10 protein-coding genes are annotated in these 17393 nt (G+C 66.2%); 8 read left to right on the top strand and 2 right to left on the bottom strand.

The window, feature by feature from the left end:
* Positions 1-8 precede the first annotated feature (8 nt).
* From aceF to PJW05_RS24505, 4 genes are all read left to right on the top strand, one after another.
* Positions 9-1967 (top strand): dihydrolipoyllysine-residue acetyltransferase, encoded by a 1959-nt coding sequence (aceF, locus tag PJW05_RS24490; protein ID WP_271409519.1) that lies wholly within the window; start codon positions 9-11, stop codon positions 1965-1967.
* 244 nt (positions 1968-2211) lie between these two features.
* Complete coding sequence (locus tag PJW05_RS24495; RefSeq protein WP_271409520.1) at positions 2212-4908, top strand: putative bifunctional diguanylate cyclase/phosphodiesterase; 2697 nt, start codon at positions 2212-2214, stop codon at positions 4906-4908.
* A gap of 49 nt (positions 4909-4957) precedes the next feature.
* A complete protein-coding gene (msrA, locus tag PJW05_RS24500) occupies positions 4958-5605 on the top strand; it encodes a peptide-methionine (S)-S-oxide reductase MsrA (protein WP_271409521.1) in 648 nt (215 codons plus the stop codon).
* A 66-nt stretch (positions 5606-5671) separates the two neighbouring features.
* On the top strand, positions 5672-6916 hold the full coding sequence (locus tag PJW05_RS24505) for an HD-GYP domain-containing protein (RefSeq protein WP_271409522.1): 1245 nt from the start codon (positions 5672-5674) through the stop codon (positions 6914-6916).
* On the opposite strand, the gene PJW05_RS24510 is transcribed toward PJW05_RS24505, so the two are convergent.
* Complete coding sequence (locus PJW05_RS24510; RefSeq protein ID WP_271409523.1) at positions 6917-7753, bottom strand: 23S rRNA (adenine(2030)-N(6))-methyltransferase RlmJ; 837 nt, start codon at positions 7751-7753, stop codon at positions 6917-6919.
* Positions 7754-7889: 136 nt separating this feature from the next.
* On the opposite strand from PJW05_RS24510, the gene PJW05_RS24515 reads away from it, so the two are divergent.
* The 4 genes from PJW05_RS24515 (at position 7890) to selO (ending at position 16662) form a co-directional block, all read left to right on the top strand.
* Positions 7890-9692: an acyl-CoA dehydrogenase gene (locus tag PJW05_RS24515; RefSeq protein WP_271409524.1), complete on the top strand. Its 1803-nt coding sequence runs from the start codon at positions 7890-7892 to the stop codon at positions 9690-9692.
* Between the two features lie 252 nt (positions 9693-9944).
* Positions 9945-11687: a potassium/proton antiporter gene (locus PJW05_RS24520; RefSeq protein ID WP_271409525.1), complete on the top strand. Its 1743-nt coding sequence runs from the start codon at positions 9945-9947 to the stop codon at positions 11685-11687.
* A gap of 157 nt (positions 11688-11844) precedes the next feature.
* Positions 11845-15141 carry a mechanosensitive channel MscK gene (gene mscK, locus PJW05_RS24525; RefSeq protein WP_271409526.1) on the top strand — a complete coding sequence of 1099 codons (3297 nt, stop codon included), beginning with the start codon at positions 11845-11847 and terminating at the stop codon, positions 15139-15141.
* A gap of 60 nt (positions 15142-15201) precedes the next feature.
* Positions 15202-16662, top strand: coding sequence for a protein adenylyltransferase SelO (gene selO, locus PJW05_RS24530; RefSeq protein ID WP_271409527.1), 1461 nt, complete (start codon positions 15202-15204; stop codon positions 16660-16662).
* 18 nt (positions 16663-16680) lie between these two features.
* Here selO and PJW05_RS24535 read toward each other — a convergent pair whose 3' ends face one another.
* A complete protein-coding gene (locus PJW05_RS24535) occupies positions 16681-17376 on the bottom strand; it encodes an aspartate/glutamate racemase family protein (protein WP_271409528.1) in 696 nt (231 codons plus the stop codon).
* Positions 17377-17393 lie beyond the last annotated feature (17 nt).

Below are 17393 nucleotides of genomic sequence, written 5' to 3' on the forward strand. Positions count from 1 at the left end.
GACGCATTGTGAGTGAATTGATTCGCGTACCCGACATCGGCAGCGGCGAAGGTGAAGTGATCGAACTGTTCGTCAAGGTTGGCGACCGTATCGAAGCCGAGCAGAGCCTGCTGACCCTGGAATCCGACAAGGCCAGCATGGAAATCCCGGCTCCCAAGGCCGGTGTGATCAAGAGCCTGAAGGTCAAGCTGGGCGACCGCCTGAAGGAAGGCGACGAGTTGCTGGAACTGGAAGTCGAGGGTGCCGCTGCAGCGCCGGCCGCGCCGGCCGCCGCTCCCGCACCCAAGGCCGAGGAGAAACCCGCTGCCCCGGCTGCGGCTCCCGCGGCCGCTGGCTCCAGCGTGCAGGACGTCTTCGTGCCGGACATCGGCACCGACGGCAAGGTCAAGGTCATCGAAGTCCTGGTCAAGGCCGGCGACACCGTGCAGGCCGAGCAGTCGCTGATCACCCTGGAGTCCGACAAGGCCTCCATGGAGATCCCGTCTCCGGCCGCCGGCGTGGTGGAAAGCATCGAGGTCAAGCTGGACGGTGAAGTCAGCACTGGCGACCTGATCCTCAAGCTCAAGGTTGCCGGCGCCGCTCCGGCTCCCGCCCAAGCCGCTGCCCCGGCGGCTACCCCCACTCCCGCCGCAGCCCCGGCCGCCGCACCTGCAACCGCAGGCTCCAGTGTGCAGGACGTCTTCGTGCCGGACATCGGCACCGACGGCAAGGTCAAGGTCATCGAAGTCCTGGTCAAGGCCGGCGACACCGTGCAGGCCGAGCAGTCGCTGATCACCCTGGAGTCCGACAAGGCCAGCATGGAGATCCCCTCGCCGTCCGCCGGCGTGGTGGAAAGCGTCGAGGTCAAACTGGATGCCGAAGTCGGCACCGGCGACCTGATCCTCAAGCTCAAGGTCGCGGGCGCCGCTCCGGCCCCGACCACCGCGCAGCAGGTTCATCGCGTACCGGAAGGTGCCCACCCGGTGGCCGCCGCCGAAGTCACGGCCATCGCCGCCCTGGCCGCCGCCGCTGCAAACACCACCGGCGTACCGGCGCGCTCCAGCGGTGCCAAGGTGCATGCCGGTCCGGCGGTGCGCCAGCTGGCCCGCGAGTTCGGCGTCGACCTGGCCGCCGTTGCGGCCACCGGCCCCCACGGCCGCGTGCTCAAGGAAGACGTGCAGGCCTACGTCAAGGCCATGATGCAAAAGGCCAAGGAAGCCCCGGCCGCTGCCGCCGGTGCGACCGGCGGTGCCGGCATCCCGCCGATCCCGGTGGTCGACTTCAGCAAGTTCGGCGAGATCGAAGAAGTGGCCATGACCCGCCTGATGCAGGTCGGCGCCGCCAACCTGCATCGCAGCTGGCTCAACGTCCCGCACGTGACCCAGTTCGATTCGGCCGACATCACCGAACTGGAAGCCTTCCGCGTGGCCCAGAAAGCCGTGGCGGAAAAGGCCGGCGTGAAGCTGACCGTGCTGCCGCTGCTGCTGAAGGCCTGCGCCTACCTGCTCAAGGAACTGCCGGACTTCAACAGCTCCCTGGCCCCCAGCGGCAAGGCGCTGATCCGCAAGAAGTACGTGCACATCGGTTTCGCCGTGGACACCCCGGACGGCCTGCTGGTACCGGTCATCCGCGACGTCGACCAGAAGAGCCTGCTGCAACTGGCCGCCGAAGCTGCCGCGCTGGCCGACAAGGCCCGCAACAAGAAGCTGTCTGCCGACGACATGCAGGGCGCCTGCTTCACCATCTCCAGCCTCGGCCACATTGGCGGCACCGGCTTCACGCCGATCGTCAACGCGCCCGAGGTCGCGATCCTCGGTGTATCCAAGGCCACCATGCAGCCGGTATGGGACGGCAAGGCCTTCCAGCCGCGCCTGATGCTGCCGCTGTCGCTGTCCTACGATCACCGCGTGATCAACGGCGCCGCCGCCGCGCGCTTCACCAAGCGCCTGGGCGACGTACTGGCGGATATCCGCACCATGCTGCTGTAACCCGCCACTATTCGCGAGCACGCCACGCTCGTACCTCAACCCCGCCCCCCTGAGGCGGGGTTTTTTTTGCTTCCGGGATATCCGGCTGTGCGCTCCAGCACAGTTTCGTCGGCCCCGGCGCCACTCGCGAAAAGCACCGCGTGGCGCGCTTGCCAGTGCCATCATCATGATGCACCCTTGCCCGATGCTTTGCAGAAGTAGGCCGGACCCTCTCCCGGTCAGAGAAGTGGAAGCCTAGCGCCCGATGAAGAGCCATCCCGATGCCGCCAGCCGTACGGTGGCCGAGATAGTGACGCAGTTGCCTGTCCCCTCGCGGCTGGGCCTGATGCGTTTCGAGCGGCTCAACGAAGCCAGCTGGGCAATGCTATTCCTCGATCCGTCCTGTGAACCCCAGATCGGTTTGGCGGCCAGCGAACTCTGCGCCCTGATCGATTCGCCCTACGCCAGCCTGATGGAGCCGGAAAGCCGCTACCGCCTGCACGATGACGTGCAACTGCAACTGGCCAGGCACCCGCATTACTCCATCCGCTACACCCTGCACACCCCCAACGGTCCGCTGTGCCTGCAGGAAGTCGGTGAGCCCTTCCAGCAGCACGGGCGCCACATGCTGCGGGGCTACCTGCTGGTGGCGGGGGACGCGACGGAACACGAGGAACGACGGAAAAGCCTCGACCTGGAGGCCCAGAACAGCCGCTTGCGCACCTCCCTGGAGCTCTACCAGCGCTCCCAGGACGACCACCTGCAGCACGTGATCCGCTCCCGCGCCCAGCAGAGCCTGATCGTGCGCCTGGCGCGCCATCGCTACACCTCCGCCAACCCGGCCGAGGAAGCGGCCCAGCTCATCACTCAGGCCGCCTGCGAAGCCTATGACGTAGCCCGCGTCGGCATCTGGATGTTCGAAGGCACGCAGTTGGTGGCCGTCAGCTTGTTCCGCCGCGACCAGGATCACCACGAGCACCCGCGGCCAATGGACATGGGTCAGTTCCCACGTTATCTCGAGGCGCTGCACAGTGGTCGAGCCATCGACGCCCACAACGCTCCGGACGATCCCCGCACCAGCGAATTGGCCCAAGGCTACCTCAGGCCCCAGGGCATCAGCGCCCTGCTCGACGCCAGCATCCGCATCGCCGGCGAAGTGGTGGGGGTGCTCTGCCTGGAACACGTCGGGGCACCGAGGGTCTGGCAGAGCGACGAGATCGCCTTCGCCGGGGAGCTCGCCGACCAGTTCGCCCAGGTGCTGGTGAACCAGCAGCGACGCCATGCCACCAGCGCCCTGCACCTGTTCCAGCGCGCCGTGGAACAGAGCGCCAGCGCCTTCCTGCTGGTGGATCGCGACGGCCTGGTGGAATACGTCAACCCGAGTTTCACCGCCATCACCCAGTACAGCGCCGACGAGGTACACGGCCGCCGCCTGTCGGACCTGCCGGCCCTGGAGAACCTCAGCGAGCTCCTGTTCGACACCGGCTCCGGACTGGCCGCCTGCAACAGTTGGCAGGGCGAGTTCCGCAGCCGGCGCAAGAACCTCGAACCCTACTGGGGCCAACTGTCGATCTCCAAGGTGTTCGGCGAAGATGGCGAGCTCACTCACTACATCGGCATCTACGAAGACGTCACCCAGAGCAAGCTGGCGCAGCAGCGTATCGAGAAGCTCGCCTACACCGACAACCTCACCGGCCTCGGCAACCGCCCCTACTTCATCCGCACCCTCGAGGAGCGCTTCCACAGCGACCACGACACCCCGCTGTGCCTGTTGCTGGTGGATATCGACAACTTCAAGCGGATCAACGACAGCCTCGGCCACCAGACCGGCGACAAGCTGCTGGTGAGCCTGGCTCGGCGCCTGCGCAACAGCCTGACCCCCAGCGGTATCCTCGCGCGTTTCGCCAGCAACGAATTCGCCGTGCTGCTGGACGGCGCCGACCTGGACAGCGGCCAGCGCATCGCCGCCCAGGTCTTGCAGACCCTGGACAAGCCGTTGTTCGTCGACAACCAGTTGATCAGCGTCACCGGCTCCCTGGGCCTGGCCTGTGCGCCGCAGCACGGCCGCGACCCGCAGACGCTGATGAAGCACGCGGGCCTGGCCCTGCACAAGGCCAAGGCCAACGGCAAGCACCAACTGCAACTGTTCACCGAGGCCCTGAACGCCGAGGCCAGCTACAAGCTGTTCGTCGAGAACAACCTGCGCCGCGCCCTGGCGCAGAACGAGCTGGAAGTCTTCTATCAACCCAAGCTGTGCCTGAAGAGCGGCCAGTTGCTCGGCATGGAAGCCCTGTTGCGCTGGCATCACCCGGAAAAGGGCATGATCAGCCCCGACCAGTTCATCAGCGTGGCGGAAGAAACCGGGATGATCATCCCCATCGGCAAATGGGTGATCCGCGAGGCCTGCCGCATGAGCAAGCGCCTGACTGCGGCCGGCCTGGGCGAGCTGCAGGTGGCGATCAACCTGTCGCCCAAGCAGTTCAGCGACCCGGACCTGGTGGGCTCCATCGCCACCATCCTGCAGGACGAGCAACTGCCAGCGCAGCGCCTGGAACTCGAACTCACCGAAGGCCTGCTGCTGGAAGCCACCGACGACACCCGCCACCAGCTCAACCACCTGAAGAACCTCGGCCTGACCCTGGCCATGGACGACTTCGGTACCGGCTACTCCTCGCTCAGCTACCTGAAGAAGTTCCCCATCGATGTGATCAAGATCGATCGCAGCTTCATCAAGGACATTCCCGACAGCCAGGACGACAAGGAAATCACCTCGGCGGTGATCGCCATGGCCCACAAGCTCAAGCTCAAGGTGGTCGCCGAGGGCATCGAAACCGCCGCCCAGCTCGGCTTCCTGCGCCGCCAGCACTGCGACGTCGGCCAGGGCTACCTGTTCGACAAGCCGATCTCCGGCAAGCAGCTGTTCGAGAATCTGGGTCGCTATCCCTGCCGCAAAGGTGTCTGAGACGCGGTAACATCGACCATCGCCGTTTTCACGATACGAGGAGAGGCTGATGGTCCTGCGTTCGCAAATACTCGCCCACAAACTCGAGCTGCCCAGCACCGCCCAGGCCCTGCCGGGCCGTGACACGCCGATGCCGGTGCCCGACAGCCACTATGTCAACGGCCGCCCGCTGCAAGGCCCCTTCCCGGCCGGCCTGCAGGTGGCGCAATTCGGCCTCGGCTGTTTCTGGGGCGCCGAGCGTCGCTTCTGGCAGCAGCCGGGCGTCTGGACCACCGCCGTGGGCTATGCCGGCGGCTTCACGCCGAATCCGACCTACGATGAAGTCTGTTCCGGCCTGACCGGCCACGCCGAAGTGGTGCTGGTGGTGTTCGACCTGCGCGAGACCAGCTTCGACGAGCTGCTGCGGGTGTTCTGGGAGGCGCACAACCCGACCCAGGGCATGCGCCAGGGCAACGATGTCGGTACCCAGTACCGCTCGGCCATCTACTGCTACGACCCGGCGCAACTGGCCGCCGCCCACGCCAGCCAGGCCCGCTTCCAGGCCGAACTGGAGAAGTCCGGCTTCGGCGAGATCACCACCGAAATCCGCGAGGCGCCTGCCTTCTACTACGCCGAGGCTTATCACCAGCAGTACCTGGCGAAGAATCCCGGCGGTTACTGTGGCCTGGGCGGCACCGGGGTGTGCCTGCCCGCCTGAAGAAGGGCAGCGGGGCGGCTGCCGAAAGATTAGACTCAAGTGGCCAATCGCCACCCAGCTTTCGCCATGCCGCCCGAAGCCCGCTACATCCACCCTGACCAGCTCTGCATCGGCCTCTATATCCAGTTGGAGCTGGGCTGGTGGGAGCACGACTTCGCATTCAGCAATTTCAAGGTCAAGGACGAGGCCCAGATCCGCGCCCTGAAGGCACTAGGCGTGGAACGCCTGCGCTACGACCCGGCACGCAGCGATTGCGCGCCCCTGCCCCTCGATACTCCACCGCCACCGCCACCCGCACCAGCCACCGAGGCCCCGGCCGACCACGCGCGACAGGCACGCGCCGAGAAGCTCCGCCAGGTGCGCCAGCGCGTGGCCGAGGTGGACCGCCGCTTCAGTCTGGCCAGCCAGCAGGTGAAGCACCTCAACCAGACCCTGCGCAGCCGCCCGGAAGCCGCGATGCAGCAGGCCGGCGCCATCGTTACCGACCTGGTGGAAACCCTGCTGGGGGAATCGGGCGTAGTGCTCCACGGCATCACCGGCAAGGCCGCCGAGGACAGTTATTTCCATGCCCTGAACGTCACCGTGCTTGCGCTGCTGCTGGGCCGCCAGCTCGGCCTCGACAGCGAGGCCTGCCACAGCCTAGGGCTGGGCGCCCTGCTGCATGACGTCGGCAAGCTGGAAGTGCCGAGCAAGGTGCTGCTCAAGACCGAGCCCCTGACCAGGCCCGAGCAGCAGTTCCTGCAGCTGCACACCGACTTCGGCCTGCGCATGGGACAGAAGCTCATGCTTGACGACGAGGTGCTGCGGATCATCCACGAGCACCACGAATACTGCGACGGCAGTGGCTACCCGCGCGGCCTGCGGGAGGCGGGCATCGGCCGCCTGAGCCGACTGGTGGCCATCGCCAACCAGTTCGACAATCTCTGCAACCCCCTCGACCCACGCACCGCCTTGAGTCCTCACGAGGCGCTGGCACTGATGTTCAAGCAGCAGCGCGAACGCTTCGACGAGGTGGCGCTGAAGGCCTTCATCCGCGCCATGGGCGTCTACCCACCGGGCAGCCTGGTGCAACTGGACGACGAGCGCTACGCCCTGGTACTGGGGATGAATCCGGGCCAACCGCTACGGCCGACGCTGATCCTCCACGACCCGGACATTCCCAAGCAGGAGGCGCTGATCCTCGACCTGGAACAGGAACCGAGCCTGTCCATCGCCCGCAGCCTGCGCCCGACGCAACTGCCGCTGGACGTGCTGGAGTACCTCAACCCGCGCCAGCAGTTGACCTATTACGTGGAGCCGGGACGCGGCTGATCACTCGGCGATCAGCCAGTCCAGCTGCCAGCCGCCCTGGCTCTGCGCCAGGCGCTCGGCCAGCCAGGGCAGGGTCTGGCGCAGCTCGTCCTCGATCCCCCACGGCGGGTTGGCGATGACCAGGCCCGAGCCGTTCAGGCCGAGGGCGTTGTCGGTAGCGTTCACCTTGAGTTCGGCGCGCAGCAGCTTGGGCGCACCACTGGCCTGCAGCTCCTGGTAGAAGCGCTTGAGCTGGCGCTGGTCCTTGATCGGGTACCAGATGGCAACCACCGTCTGGCGCATGCGGCCGATGGCTTCCTTCATCGCGGTGACGCAGCGCTCCAGTTCGTCGGCCTTCTCGAACGGCGGGTCGATCAGCATCAGTGCGCGTTTCTCCGCCACCGGCAGCAACGCCCGCGCCAGGTGCCAGCCTTCCCCCAGGTGCACGGCGACCCGACGGTCGCCCGCCATGTTGTCCTTCAGCAGCAACCCGTCTTCCGGATGTTTCTCGTTCAGTTGCAGGCGGTCCTGGGGGCGGGTCAGGCGCCGCGCCAGCTCCGGCGAACCGGGGTAGTAGCGCAGGCTGCCGTCCGGGTTCAGCGCACGGATGACCTCCAGGTAATCCGCCATCGGCGCCGGCAGATCGGGCAGGTCCCAGAGCCGGCCGATACCCTCGCGCCACTCGTCGGTGCGGCTGGCCTGGTCGCCCAGCAAGTCATAGAGGCCGATGCCGGCATGGCTGTCGAGGTAGGCGAAGGGTGCCTCCTTGCGCGACAGCAGGGCGATCAGGCGGGCCAGGGTGAAGTGTTTGAGCACGTCGGCGTGATTGCCGGCGTGGAAGGCATGGCGGTAGTTCATGGGGAGTCCTCGCAAGGCGCGCATTCTACCAGCCGGCGACCAATCGAGGCTTCACCCCCTTTATCACGTTCATGGATGTTGCTAGGCACCCTTCATTCACCGCTCTAGACTCAGGCCATCCCACCGGAGAGCCACCATGTCCGAGACCCTGCTCAGTTCCCGCAACCTGGCCTTCGAGCTCTACGAAGTGCTGGACGCCGAAGCCCTGACCCAGCGTGAGCCTTTCGCCGAACACAACCGCGAAACCTTCGACGCCGCCCTGGGTACCGCCCGCAGCATCGCCGAAAAATACTTCGCCCCGCACAACCGCAAGGGCGACGAGCAGGAGCCGGAGTACGTCGACGGCGCCGCCACCCTGATCCCGGAAGTGAAACCGGCGGTCGACGCCTTCCTCGAAGCCGGCTTCCTCAACGCCACGCGCCGCTTCGAACAGGGCGGCATGCAGATGCCCACCCTCCTCTCCCAGGCCTGCTTCGCGCACTTCCAGGCGGCCAACGTCGGCAGCTCGGCCTACCCCTTCCTGACCATGGGCGCGGCCAACCTGATCGAGAGCTTCGGCAGCGAGGAACAGAAGCAACGCTTCCTCCAGCCCATGATCGACGGCCGCTTCTTCGGCACCATGGCGCTCACCGAACCCCACGCCGGCTCGTCCCTGTCGGATATCCGCACCCGCGCCGAACCCGCCGCCGACGGCAGCTACCGCATCCGTGGCAACAAGATATTCATCTCCGGTGGCGACCACCCGCTGTCGGAGAACATCGTGCACATGGTCCTGGCCAAACTGCCTGACGCGCCGCCTGGGGTGAAGGGCATCTCGCTGTTCATCGTGCCCAAGTTCCTGGTCAACGACGACGGCAGCCTCGGCCCGCGCAACGATGTGATTCTCGCCGGCCTGTTCCACAAGATGGGCTACCGTGGCACCACCTCCACCGCGCTGAACTTCGGCGATAACGGCGAATGCGTCGGCTATCTGGTGGGCAAGCCCCACGCCGGTCTGTCCTACATGTTCCAGATGATGAACGAGGCGCGCATCGGCGTCGGCATGGGCGCGGTGATGCTCGGCTACGCCGGCTACCTCTACTCCCTGGACTACGCCCGCGAACGTCCCCAGGGCCGCCTGCCGGACGGCAAGGACCCGACCTCGGCACAGGTCCCGATCATCCAGCACGCCGATGTGCGACGCATGCTGCTGACCCAGAAGGCCTACGTGGAAGGCGCCTTCGACCTCGGCCTGTACGCCGCGCGCCTGTTCGACGACACCCAGACCCTGGCCACCGAGGACGAGCGCCGCCAGGCCCATGAGCTGCTCGACCTGCTCACCCCGATCGTCAAGTCCTGGCCTTCGGAGTTCTGCCTCAAGGCCAACGAACTGGCGATCCAGATCCTCGGCGGCCACGGCTACACCCGCGAATACCCGGTGGAGCAGTACTACCGCGACAACCGCCTGAACCCGATCCACGAGGGCACCCACGGCATCCAGTCCCTCGACCTGCTGGGGCGCAAGCTGGCACAGAACCAGGGCGCCGGTCTCAAGCAACTGACCCGGCTGATCAACACCTGCTGCCAGCGCGCCAGCGCGCATGAATCGCTTGACGCCCTGCGCGCGCCCCTGGAACAGCTGATGACGCGCCTCTCCAGCACCACCCTGGGCCTGCTGGGCGACCTGATGCAGGGCAAGGTCAACGAGGCTCTGGCCAACTCGGCGCTCTACCTGAAGGTGTTCGGCCATGCGGTCATTGGCTGGCGCTGGCTGGAGCAAGCGATCCGCGCCGAGGAGGGCCTGGCCCGGGGCTCTGCGACGGACGCCGACTTCTACCGGGGCAAGCTGCAGGCAGCGCGCTACTTCCTCACCTGGGAAGTGCCCGGCTGCCATCACGAACTGGCGCTGCTGGAAGCCCGCGACGACACCTGCCTGGCGATGCGCGACACCTGGTTCTGACCCTTTCCCAGGGTTCTTCACGCCCTGCGCACATGCGGGGCTTTTTTATGGGCGCGGGGTCACGCGCCCGTGCGTACCATTCCCCCGGAATGCCCTGGGGAACCCCTTCTCGATTCCCTGCTCCAATCGCCGTCCGCCCCCTGGCAGGAACCCTGCATGAAATCTTGCAGGGCCTCGCCGTCGGCAGGTTAGAATTCCTCGGCATGCGCCCTGCATGCCCGTCGACCGTCCCCTCAATGCAAGGAGCCACCAGTGGATGCCACCACCGTCAATAGCCTGTTCCTGATCGGCGCGGTGCTGGTAGGCATGAGTATCCTGGTCAGCGCTTTCGGGTCACGCTTCGGCGTCCCTATCCTCGTGGTGTTCCTCGTGGTCGGCATGCTCGCCGGCAGCGACGGCCCCGGCGGCATCGCCTTCAACAACTATTCCCAGGCCTATCTGGTGGGCAACCTGGCGTTGGCGATCATCCTGCTCGACGGTGGCATGCGCACCCGCGCCGCCACCTTCCGCGTGGCGCTCTGGCCATCGCTGTCGCTGGCCACGGTCGGGGTGCTGGTCACCGCCGGGCTGACCGGCGTCGCCGCCGCCTGGCTGTTCAACCTGAGCACCCTGGAAGGCCTTCTGATCGGCGCCATCGTCGGCTCCACCGATGCGGCAGCGGTGTTCAGCCTGCTCGGCGGACGCGGCCTCAACGAACGGGTCAGCGCCACCCTGGAGATCGAGTCGGGCAGCAACGATCCCATGGCGGTGTTCCTCACCGTAGCCCTGATCGAGATGCTCGCCAGCGGCCAGACCGGGTTCAGTTGGACCTTCATCGTGCATATCGCCCAGCAGTTCGGCATCGGCACCCTGATGGGTTTCGCCGGCGGCTGGCTGATGCTGCAACTGATCAACCGCCTCACCCTGGCCAACGGCCTCTACCCGCTGCTGGTGGTGGCCGGCGGCCTGCTGGTGTTCGCCCTCACCAACGCGGTGCAGGGCAGCGGCATCCTCGCCGTCTACCTGTTCGGCCTGTTTCTCGGCAACCGGCCGATCCGCTCCCGCCACGGCATCCTGCACATGCTCGACGGCCTTACCTGGCTGGCGCAGATTGGCATGTTCCTGGTGCTGGGCCTGCTGGTGACACCCCACGAGTTGATCCCGATCATCCTGCCGGCCCTCGGGCTGGCGCTGTGGATGATCGTAGTCGCACGGCCGCTGTCGATCTTCCTCGGCCTGGCGCCCTTCCGCGCCTTCCATGGCCGCGAAAAGGCCTTCATCGCCTGGGTCGGCCTGCGCGGCGCGGTGCCCATCATCCTCGCGGTGTTCCCGCTGATGGCCGGGTTGCCCAACGCCCAGCTGTTCTTCAACGTGGCCTTCTTCATCGTGCTGGTTTCCCTGGTGCTGCAAGGCACCAGCCTGCCCTGGGCGGCCAAGCTGCTGCGGGTGACGGTGCCGCCGGAGCCCGCACCCATCTCCCGCGCCGGGCTGGAAGTGCATCCCACCAGCGAATGGGAACTGTTCGTCTACCGCCTGGGTGCCGAGAAATGGTGCATCGGCGCCGCCCTGCGCGAACTGAAAATGCCGGAAGGCACCCGTATCGCGGCCCTGTTCCGCGGCAAGGAGCTGCTCCACCCCTCGGGCAGCACCACCCTCGAGGCCGGCGACATTCTCTGTGTGGTCGGCCACGAGCATGACCTGGCGGCCCTGGGCAAACTGTTCAGCCAGGCGCCGCAGCGCGGCCTGGACCTGCGTTTCTTCGGCGACTTCGTACTGGAAGGCGATGCCCAGCTCGCGGCAGTGGCCTCGCTCTACGGCCTCAAGCTCGGAGACCAGGACGGTCACCAGCCCTTGGGCCGCTTCATTGCCCACGAAATCGGCGGCGAGCCGGTGGTGGGCGACCAGGTGGAATGGAACGGCCTGACCTGGACCGTTGCGCTGATGGAAGGGAACAAGGTGCGCAAAGTGGGCGTCAAATTCCCCGAAGGTCAGGGCCGGCCGGGGCTTTTCCTCTAGGGAACCCCGCCCAGGCGGTCCTTTCAGGCCCCCGCCATGGAAACCAGGGGTTCGCCGTTGCGCGAACCCTGATCACAACCGCTCATGCCGGCCAGTCCCGTAATGGCTGCCGTGGCATATCATTAGCCGCATTTGAACTCCGAGCCGCCCATTCGCGATGATTGCTTCCTTGCGCATCTTTCTCGCCGCTACCCTGCTGTGCCTGGCCCCTGCCTACCTGCAGGCCGCCACTGCCATCGGCGCCGCAGTCCCCACCCCCGCAGCTCCGGCAGCCGACAAGGCGGCCAGCGACGCCAAGCCCTCGGTCGAGGAACAGACCCAGGCCTTCCTCGCCAACCAGCAGCGAAGCCGCCAGGCGCTGGCCGAACTCAAGCGCCAGTTGAATGAGGCTCCCCAGCAGATCACCGAAGCCCAGCGGGACCTGGCGCGCCTGCAGGGCAGTCCGCCGGTGCCGGTACGGGAGCGCTACGGCAAGTCCGAACTCACGCAACTGGAGAAACTGCTGGAACAGCGCAGCAATGAACTGGCCGAAATGCAGAAATCGCTGGCCGAGGCCAACAGCCTGATCATCACCGCCCAGACCCGCCCAGAGCGGGCCCAGGCCGAAATCGCCAGCAACCAGACGCGCAACCAGCAGATCAACAACCTCCTCAAAGGAGGCAGGGACGGCGGCAAGGCCATCAACGACGAGCAACGCAGCCTCCTCGTCGCCGAACAGGCCGCACTCTCCGCCCAGACTGAACTGCGTCGCGAGGAGCTGGCCGGCAACAGCCTGCTGCAAGACCTCGGCAACAGCCGCCGCGACCTGCTCATGGAACGCATCCGCCGTCTCGAGCAGGTCACCCTGGAGCTGCAGTCGCTGATCAACGAAATGCGCCGGGAAAGCTCGGAGCAAACCGTGGCCGAGGTCTCCCGGAAAGCCGACCGGGCCACCCCGGACAGCCTGGTGGCGAAGGAAAGCACCATCAACCTGAAGATGTCCAATTACCTGTTGCGCGCCACCGACCGTCTCAATGAGCTGACCCAGCAGAATCTCAGGACGCGCCAGCAACTGGACAGCCTCGGCCAGGCCGACCAGGCCCTGGAGGAGCAGATCAGCGTGCTCAAGGGCAGCCTGCTGCTGGCCAAGATCCTCTACCAGCAGAAGCAGGCCCTGCCCCACCTGAGCCTGGACAAGAATCTCGCCGACGAGATCGCCGATATCCGTCTCTACCAATTCGAGCTGAATCAGCAACGGGACAAGCTCGGCAATCCCCAGGCCTATGTCGACGAACTGCTGGCCAAGCAGCCGCCCGAGCAGGTGACGCCCGAACTCCGCGCGACGCTGACGAACCTGCTCTCCACCCGTGGCGAGCTGCTGGACCGCCTGAGTCGCGAACTGAACAACCTGCTCAGCGAATCCATCAACCTGCAGCTGAACCAGAAGCAGCTCCAGGAAACTTCGACACTGCTGCGCAATACCCTCGACGAACAGATGTTCTGGATTCCCAGCAATAAGCCGCTGGACTTCAGTTGGCTGGCCTCGACGCCGCACCTGCTGGAGCGCCAATTGGCGGTACTGCCCTGGGGGGCCGGCCTGCGCGAACTGGGCGAGGGCCTGGTGAATCGTCCCTGGCTGTTCCTGCCGCTCCTGCTGGTGATCGGTGGACTGCTCTGGAAACGGCGCTACCTCTACGCCCGGCTCAACGATATCCACCAGGACATCGACCACTTCAAACGCGACAGCCAGTTGCACACCCCCCTGGCCCTGTTCCTCACCGTACTCCTGGCCCTGCCGGTAAGCCTGTTCCTGATGCTCTGCGGATTCGCCCTGCAGATCGACGCCCGGGGCCAGAACGCCACCCTTGGCGCCGCCCTGATGGAGATGGCCCAGGCCTGGATGGTGTTCTATACCCTCTACCGCATCCTCGCCCCCGGCGGCATCGCCGAACTGCACTTTCACTGGGACCGCCCGCAGGTGGCCTTCCTGCGTGGCCAGTTCCGTCGCCTGGGCGGCGTGGTCATGGCCCTGGTGGCCATCGTCACCGTCGCCGAGCACCAGCCGGCCGCCCTGGCGGACGACGTGATCGGCGTCGTCGTGGTGCTGAGCTGCTTCGCGCTCATGACCCTGATCCTGGCCAATGTGTTGCTCGCCAAACCCATGCGCGAGCGCGCCACACCGGTGCGCCTGCTGGTGGGACTGGCCTTTACCCTGCTGCCGATCGTACTCTTCGCCGGCGTCTGCTTCGGCTACTACTACACGGCACTGAAACTCAGTGACCGGCTCATCGACACGCTCTACCTGTTGATCATCTTCGTGCTGGCCGAAGCCGCCTTCGTCCGGGGGCTCGCCGTGGCGGCCCGGCGACTGGCCTACCAGCGCGTACTGGCGAAACGACAGACCCAGAGCAAGGAGGCCCCGGAAGGGGGCGAGGTGACGCTGGAAGAGCCCACCCTCGATATCGAGCAGGTCAACCAGCAATCCTTGCGACTGACCCGGCTGGCCCTGTTCAGTGCCTTCATCGTCGCGCTGTACTGGGTCTGGGCAGACCTGCTGACCGTATTCACCTACCTGGACAACGTCACCCTGTACGAATACACCAGCGGCAGCGGAGAAACCGCCACCCAAGTGCCCATCAGCGTGCTGGACGTGCTCGGCAGCCTGATCGTGGTGGGTATCACGATTGCCCTGGCGCGCAACCTTCCGGGCCTGCTGGAAGTCCTGGTACTGTCCAAGCTCAGGCTGGCCCAGGGCAGCGCCTACGCCACCACCACCCTGCTCTCCTACGCCATCAGCGGCATCGGCATCGTCGCGGCTCTGTCCGCCCTGGGGGTCAGCTGGGACAAGCTGCAATGGCTAGTCGCCGCCCTGTCAGTGGGCCTGGGCTTCGGCCTGCAGGAAATCTTCGCCAACTTCATCTCCGGCCTGATCATCCTGTTCGAACGCCCGGTCCGCATCGGCGACGTGGTGACCATCGGCAACCTGTCGGGCACGGTGAGCAAGATCCGCATCCGCGCCACCACCATCACCGACTTCGACCGCAAGGAAATCATTGTCCCCAACAAGACCTTCATCACCGGCCAACTGGTCAACTGGTCACTGACGGACACCGTGACCCGGGTCATCATCAAGCTGGGCCTGGCCTACGAGACCGACCACGACCTGGCGCGCAAGCTGATGATGCAGGCCTGCACCGAGAACGCCCGAGTGCTTCGCGATCCCGAGCCGCTGGTCTACTTCCTCAATATCGGCGCCAGCACCTTCGACTTCGAACTGCGCTTCCATGTCCGCGAACTGGGCGACCGCAACCCGGCCATCGACGAGATCCTCACCAGGATCGCGACGACGTTCCGCGAGCACCAGGTGGACATGGCCTTCAACCAGGTGGACGTGTTCGTGAAGAACCTGGAGGGGGTCGAAGCTCACCTGGCCTCGGCCATGAATCCCCCGAAACCGCTGCAGGACAAGCGTTAGCCTAGTGGACGGGCGCCGGCGATCCCCAACACAATGCTCAGGAACTGCTGGAGCCCGTCCTTGAAAACGCTCGACAACCTCACCTTCGACAACCGCTTCGCCCGCCTGGGCGACGCCTTCTCCACCGAGGTGCTGCCCGAGCCCCTCGCCGAGCCGCGCCTGGTGGTGGCCAGCGCGGCGGCCATGGCCCTGCTCGACCTGGACCCCGCCGAGGCACAGACTCAGGACTTCGCCGAGCTGTTCGCCGGGCACAAGCTCTGGACCGACGCACAACCCCGCGCGATGGTCTATTCCGGCCACCAGTTCGGCGTCTACAACCCGCGCCTGGGCGACGGCCGGGGTCTGCTGCTGGGCGAGGTGGTGAACGATGCCGGCGAACACTGGGACCTGCACCTCAAGGGCGCCGGACAGACGCCCTACTCGCGCATGGGTGACGGTCGCGCGGTGCTGCGCAGCTCGATCCGCGAATTCCTCGCCAGTGAGCATCTGCACGCCCTCGGCATCCCCACCAGCCGCGCGCTGTGCGTGACCGGGTCCTCGACGCCGGTGTACCGGGAAACCCGCGAGACCGGCGCGATGCTGCTGCGCCTCGCAGCGAGCCACGTGCGCTTCGGCCACTTCGAGTACTTCTACTACACGCGCCAGCACGAACAGCTGGAGATCCTTGGCCGCCACGTCCTGGAATGCCATTTCCCGCAGTGCCTGGAACAGGAACAGCCCTGGGCGGCCTTCTTCCGCGAGGTGCTGGAGCGCAATGCCGAACTGATCGCCCTCTGGCAGGCCTACGGTTTCTGCCATGGGGTCATGAACACCGACAACATGTCCATCCTCGGCATCACCTTCGACTACGGCCCCTACGCCTTCCTCGACGACTTCGACGCCAAGCATATCTGCAACCACTCCGACGACGGCGGCCGCTACAGCTTCAGCAACCAGGTGCCCATCGCCCACTGGAACCTGGCCGCCCTGGCCCAGGCCCTGACGCCCTTCGTCGACGTAGAACAGCTGCGCGAAACCCTCAACCTCTTCCTGCCGCTCTATCAGGCCCACTACCTGGACCTGATGCGCCGCCGCCTGGGCTTCACCTCAGCCGCGGAAGCGGACGAAGCGCTGGTGCAGCGCCTGCTGCAACTGATGCAAAACAGTGCCATCGATTACAGCCAGTTCTTCCGCCGCCTGGGCGAGGATGCCCCGGAACAGGCCCTGAAGCGTCTGCGGGAAGACTTCGTCGACTTGGCCGGCTTCGACGCCTGGGCCGTCGACTACCAGGCGCGCGCCGCGCAGGACGGCGACGACCAGGCGGCGCGCCGTACCCGCATGCACGCGGTGAACCCCAAATACGTGCTGCGCAACTACCTGGCCCAGCACGCCATCGAGGCCGCCCAGCAGGGCGACTACGCCGAAGTGCGCCAACTGCACGCGGTGCTTTCCCGGCCGTTCGACGAACAACCCGGCATGGAGCGCTACGCCGAACGCCCGCCGGAATGGGGCAAGCACCTGGAAATCAGTTGCTCGTCCTGAGTGGCGGCGAGAGTGCCTCTATAGGTCCAGCATCCACGCCAGCCCCATCGCCACATGCCGCTCGGCGCTGTCCACCAGCGGCAACGGCGAGTCGCATCCTTCCAGCAGCAGGCCGATCTCGGTGCAGCCGAGGATGGCCGCCTGGGCGCCCCGGGCTTTCAACTGCGCCAGCTGGTCGAGGTAGAAGGCCTGGGCCGCCGGTCGGAATTGGCCCATGCAGAGTTCCTGGAAAATCACCCGGTCGATTTCCGCCATGGCCTCCGCGTCGGGCACCAGCACCTGGATGCCGAACTGCCGATCCAGACGCTCGCGGTAGAAGGCTTCCTGCATGGTGAAGCGGGTGCCGAGCAACGCCGCGCGCTCCACGCCACGCGCCCGCAGCGCCTGGCCGACGGCATCGCCGATGTGCAGCAGCGGGATATCCACCGCCTGCTCGATGAAAACGGCCACCTTGTGCATGGTGTTGGTGGCGAGCAACAGGGCCGTCGCGCCGGCGCCTTGCAACCCCCGCGCGGCCTTCGCAAGCACCTCACCTGCCGCCTCCCACTCGCCGGCCTTCTGCTGTACGGCGATCTGCGCGAAGTCGACCGAGTGCAACAGCAAGGGGGCCGAATGCAGACCGCCCAAGCGCTCACGCACACCCCGGTTGAGCAGTTGGTAGTAGGTAACGGTAGATTCCCAGCTCATTCCACCCAGTACACCCAACGTCCGCATCGCAGCCACCTCCGGCG

Source organism: Pseudomonas sp. Q1-7, assembly GCF_028010285.1.
Classification (GTDB): Bacteria; Pseudomonadota; Gammaproteobacteria; order Pseudomonadales; family Pseudomonadaceae; genus Metapseudomonas.